Source organism: Spirillospora sp. NPDC049652 (assembly GCF_040675125.1).
Lineage (GTDB): Bacteria > Actinomycetota > Actinomycetes > Streptosporangiales > Streptosporangiaceae > Spirillospora.
The window spans coordinates 1-4,047 of the sequence record NZ_JBFAOF010000680.1 but is presented as its reverse complement, the minus strand read 5'-3'; the positions used below and the strand labels follow the sequence as shown (position 1 = coordinate 4,047).

Here is a 4,047-nt window from a genome sequence, read left to right as displayed (position 1 = left end):
TGAAGTTCGACCGCGAGAAGGCGTTCGGGATGCGCCTGGACATCCCCGCGGGCACCGCGGCGCATGGGCTACTCGGCCGTCCAGACCGCGTTCGGGCCGGGCGCGCCCGGCGCACTCCAGATCGTCGGCCCGCAGGCGAGCGCCGACGCCACGGCGGCGGTGCTGCGCGCCGACCCCGGCATCGCCGGCGTCATGCCCGCCGTCCCGGCGCGGGACGGCTCCGGACTGTCGCTCGTCCAGGCCGTCCCGAAGGCGGACCCGTCCGACCCCGCCCTCGCCGGGACGGTGGACCGGCTCCGCGCCGACCTGCCGGACGGCGCGCTGGTCGGCGGCGCGGCCGTGGAGAACCTCGACCTGAAGGACCTGCTGGACGCCAAGACCCCGCTGGTGCTCGGCACCGTCGTGGGCCTCGGGTTCCTCCTGCTGCTGTTCGCGCTGCGCGCCCCGCTGATCGCCGCCCTGGGGGCGCTGACCAGCCTGCTGTCCACCGCCGCCGCGTTCGGCGCGGCCCGGCTGGTGTTCCAGGACGGGCACGGCTCGGGCCTGCTCGGCTTCACCCCGCAGGGCTTCCTGGACGGCTGGGCCCCGGTGTTCTTCTTCGCCATGATCTTCGCGATCGCGATGGACTACACCGTGTTCCTGCTGGCCACGGCCAAGGAGGAGTGGGAGCGGACCAGCGACCCGCGCCAGGCGGTCGTCGGCGGGCTCGCCCGCTCCGGCCGGGTGATCTTCGCGGCGGCCGGGGTGATGGTCGCGGTGTTCTTCACCTTCGCGCTGTCCGGGCCGCTGCCGCCGAAGGAGATGGGCGTCATCCTGGGCGTGGCCGTCCTGCTGGACGCGCTGCTCGTCCGGCTGGTGCTGCTGCCGGTGCTGCTGCGCGCGACCGGGCGGGCCGCCTGGTGGTGCCCGCGGTGGCTGGCCCGGCTGCTGCCCGACGTGCGGTTCTCCCATGACTGAGCGTGGCGCCGGACCGGGCGCGGGACGCGGCGCCGGACCGGGCGCGGGGCGCGGTACTGAGACGCGCGTTACAGAACCGGCTCGTTCATATACCCCCGTGGGTACCATGGAGGCGTCGCTCAGCTCGACAGGGAGGTCACCGATGAAGGTCGACGAGACCGCGCAGGGCGCCGTCCTCAACCGGCTCCGCCGCGCCCAGGGCCAGCTCGCGGGCGTGATCGCCATGATCGAGGCGGGTCGTGACTGCAAGGACGTCGTCACGCAGCTCGCCGCGGTCTCGCGCGCCCTCGACCGGGCCGGATTCAAGATCGTGGCCAGCGGGATGCGCCAGTGCATGGCCGCCGCCGAGGAGGACGCCCCGCCGATGAGCGAGGAGGAGCTGGAGAAGCTCTTCCTCACCCTGGCCTGACCCCGGCCCAAGGCACTCCGCCGCAGGGCGCTCCACCCGATCCCGGTCACGGGCGGGCGGAGCGCCCTTCGGCATGCCCGCGTCCCGCAACCCCGCCACAGCCCCGCGCCGCCGTCCCGTCCCGACGCGGTGCCGCGATCCGGACGACTCTCCGCTTCTCCACACAACCCCGGCCATGACTGCCTGCGATAGTCCAGTTACTTAAAGTGATGAGCAGGGTATCTGCCCGAGGAACCGGTCCCAGGGAGGGACCCAGCGCAGAACGGGAGCTTGATTGATGAGGAAGACCCTTACCGCCGGCGCGGCCGCCGCGATTCTGGGCGTCCTGCTCAGCACGACTCCGGCCCAGGCCGGGACGCTCTCCGAGACCCAGCCGGTCACCGTCCCGTGCAGTTTCCCCGTCCTCGCCATCCCCGGCCTCGTCATGCCGATGCCGATGCCCATGCCCATGCCCATGGCACCGGCCACCTGTACGTTCACGGTCCCGAGTCCGAGCAGCACCACGACGTGACCGCGCGCGCCTAGCGCACCAAGACGCCGGCCCGGCCGGCACGCGCGAGGCGTGCCGGCCGGGCCGTGGGCGGTATCCGGACGGCGTCAGTCGGACAGGCGGCGGAGGAAGTCGCGGATCAGTGCCGCGCTCTGCCGGGTCCGGGTGACGAACGGGAAGTGCCCGGTGTCGAGCAGCTGGATGTGCGCGTCCTTCAGGTCCCGGGCGAAGGCGAGCGCGCCGTCCGGGCCGAAGATCTCGTCCCCGCGTCCCCACAGCGCCAGCAGCGGGGGCTGCTGGGTGCGGAAGTACTCCTGCCAGGAGGGGTAGAGCGGCGGGTTGCCGCCGTAGTCCAGGAACAGCGCGAGCTGGATCTCCTGGTTGCCCGGACGGTCGAGCAGCGCCTGGTCGTGCAGCTCATAGGCGGGGTCGACGAGCGCCGGGTCGGTGACGCCGTGGGTGTACTGCCAGTGGGTGGCCTCGCGGGTGAGCAGTCCGCGCAGCGCGTCGCCGTTCTCCTTCGACGGGTCGGCCCAGTAGGCGCGGATCGGCTCCCAGAAGGGGGTCAGCCCCTCGTCGTAGGCGTTGCCGTTCTGGGTGATGATCCCGGTGACGCGCTCGGGGTGCCGGGTCGCCAGCCGGAAGCCGACCGGCGCGCCGTAGTCGTGCACGTGGATCGCGTAGCGGGTCAGGCCCAGCTCGTCCAGCAGCTTGTCCACCACGTCGGCCAGGTGGTCGAAGGTGTACTCCCACTCGTCCGCGGCGGGGGCCGAGCTCAGCCCGAACCCCGGGTAGTCCGGCGCGATCAGGTGGAACTCGCCGGCCAGCTCCCGCATCAGCCCCTGGTAGACGACCGAGGACGTCGGGAAGCCGTGCAGCAGGACCAGCGTGGGCGCGGACGGGTCGCCCGCCTCCCGGTAGAAAACGTCGAGCCCGTCGATCCGGACCGTCCTGTGCCGTACGTCAGCCATGGTTCTCTCCACCATCTATCGGCGTTTAGCCGGTTGAGCGATGCCGGAAACGTACTCCGTTCCCGATCAACCAGTCAAGTCCACTTAGGGGGTTGATACACTCGGGGCATGCCTCGTCCACTCACCGGAGAACCCCTCGCGCTCGACCTCGTCGACACGGTCTGGATCGACCAGGGGCGGCGCTTCGACCAGTTCGACGAGCCGGACGGCCTGGAGGGCTGGCTGACCGAACACGCCCTGCCCGTCCCGGCCGGCGGCCCGGAGGCCGTCCGCGCGCACCTCCTGACCGCCCGCGACGCCATCCGCACCGCCCTCGAAGGCGAGGAGGGCCCCCTCAACGCGGTGCTCGGCCACGGTTCGCGGCGGCCGCTGCTGCGGGACGGCGAACCGGCCGCCGAGGTCGTCACCGAGACCGCCGACTGGGCGCCCGCCTGGATCGCCGCCGCCGACCTCGTCCGCCTGTTCGGCGAACGCCGCGAACGCGTCCGCAAGTGCGCCAACCCCGAATGCGTCCTGTGGTTCTACGACCTCACCAAGAACGGGTCCCGCCGCTGGTGCTCCATGGACGTCTGCGGAAACCGCGCCAAGACCGCCCGCTTCCAGCAGGCGCACCGCCGCCCCTGAGCCCGGCCCGGCCTTCCGCCGCGTGTTCGCGGAGCGCGTGAGCGCATGCCTGGCGGACGGCGGCCGGGCGAGCGGATGATCGTGGAATGGGTGACCTCCGCTTCGGATTCAACGTCTTCGACATCCGCTCCCGCGACGACTTCACCGACCGGTGCCGCCGGGCCGAGCGGTACGGCTTCGACACGGCCTTCGTGCCCGACCACCTCGGCTCCCCCGCGCCGTTCCCCACGATGGTGGCGGCGGCCGAGGCCACCGAGCGGCTGCGCGTCGGCTCGATGGTGCTGAACACGCCGTTCTGGAACCCGCACCTGCTGGCCCGCGAGGTCGCGTCGGTGGACCGGCTCACCGGCGGACGGCTCGTCCTCGGCCTGGGCGCGGGCCACATGAAGTGGGAGTTCGACGAGGCCGGCATCCCGTGGGAGGGGTTCGGGGCGCGGGTCCGGCGGCTGGAGGAGACGATCACCGAACTGGGCCGGGTGTTCGCGGCGGAGCGGTACGAGCAGCGCGCGGCGGCCGACGAGTGGTTCGGGCTGGAGGCGCTGCGCCCCGTCCAGCGCGCGGGGTTCGGCGGGTACGGGCCGCCGACCAGCAGCGGC

Annotated in this window: 6 protein-coding genes; 5 read left to right on the top strand and 1 reads right to left on the bottom strand. The window is 72.7% G+C overall.

Annotated features, from left to right (window positions below; all coding sequences use genetic code 11):
- The first annotated feature begins 63 nt into the window (after window positions 1-63).
- The 3 genes from AB0J52_RS30500 (at window position 64) to AB0J52_RS30490 (ending at window position 1,877) form a co-directional block, all read left to right on the top strand.
- Window positions 64-957, top strand: a complete 894-nt coding sequence (locus AB0J52_RS30500; protein ID WP_500186117.1) for an MMPL family transporter — start codon at window positions 64-66, stop codon at window positions 955-957.
- Between the two features lie 142 nt (window positions 958-1,099).
- Entirely contained in the window at window positions 1,100-1,366 is a 267-nt protein-coding gene (locus AB0J52_RS30495) for a metal-sensitive transcriptional regulator (protein ID WP_500186115.1), read from the top strand.
- A 277-nt stretch (window positions 1,367-1,643) separates the two neighbouring features.
- Entirely contained in the window at window positions 1,644-1,877 is a 234-nt protein-coding gene (locus tag AB0J52_RS30490; protein ID WP_500186114.1) for a hypothetical protein, read from the top strand.
- Between the two features lie 86 nt (window positions 1,878-1,963).
- Here AB0J52_RS30490 and AB0J52_RS30485 read toward each other — a convergent pair whose 3' ends face one another.
- Window positions 1,964-2,827, bottom strand: coding sequence for an alpha/beta fold hydrolase (locus tag AB0J52_RS30485; protein WP_500186113.1), 864 nt, complete (start codon window positions 2,825-2,827; stop codon window positions 1,964-1,966).
- A 108-nt stretch (window positions 2,828-2,935) separates the two neighbouring features.
- Between AB0J52_RS30485 and AB0J52_RS30480 the strand changes: the two genes are divergently transcribed.
- Window positions 2,936-3,451, top strand: a complete 516-nt coding sequence (locus tag AB0J52_RS30480; protein ID WP_500186112.1) for a CGNR zinc finger domain-containing protein — start codon at window positions 2,936-2,938, stop codon at window positions 3,449-3,451.
- Between the two features lie 86 nt (window positions 3,452-3,537).
- Window positions 3,538-4,047, top strand: a 510-nt coding sequence (locus AB0J52_RS30475) for an LLM class flavin-dependent oxidoreductase (RefSeq protein WP_500186111.1), incomplete at its 3' end; no start/stop codon positions are given.

What these genes read in the sequence shown, in the direction of transcription:
- AB0J52_RS30500 (WP_500186117.1), top strand. Translation starts at nt 64, where the DNA reads ATGGGCTACTCGGCCGTCCAGACCGCGTTCGGGCCGGGCGCGCCCGGC.
- AB0J52_RS30495 (WP_500186115.1), top strand. Translation starts at nt 1,100, where the DNA reads ATGAAGGTCGACGAGACCGCGCAGGGCGCCGTCCTCAACCGGCTCCGC.
- AB0J52_RS30490 (WP_500186114.1), top strand. Translation starts at nt 1,644, where the DNA reads ATGAGGAAGACCCTTACCGCCGGCGCGGCCGCCGCGATTCTGGGCGTC.
- AB0J52_RS30485 (WP_500186113.1), bottom strand. Translation starts at nt 2,827, where the DNA reads ATGGCTGACGTACGGCACAGGACGGTCCGGATCGACGGGCTCGACGTT.
- AB0J52_RS30480 (WP_500186112.1), top strand. Translation starts at nt 2,936, where the DNA reads ATGCCTCGTCCACTCACCGGAGAACCCCTCGCGCTCGACCTCGTCGAC.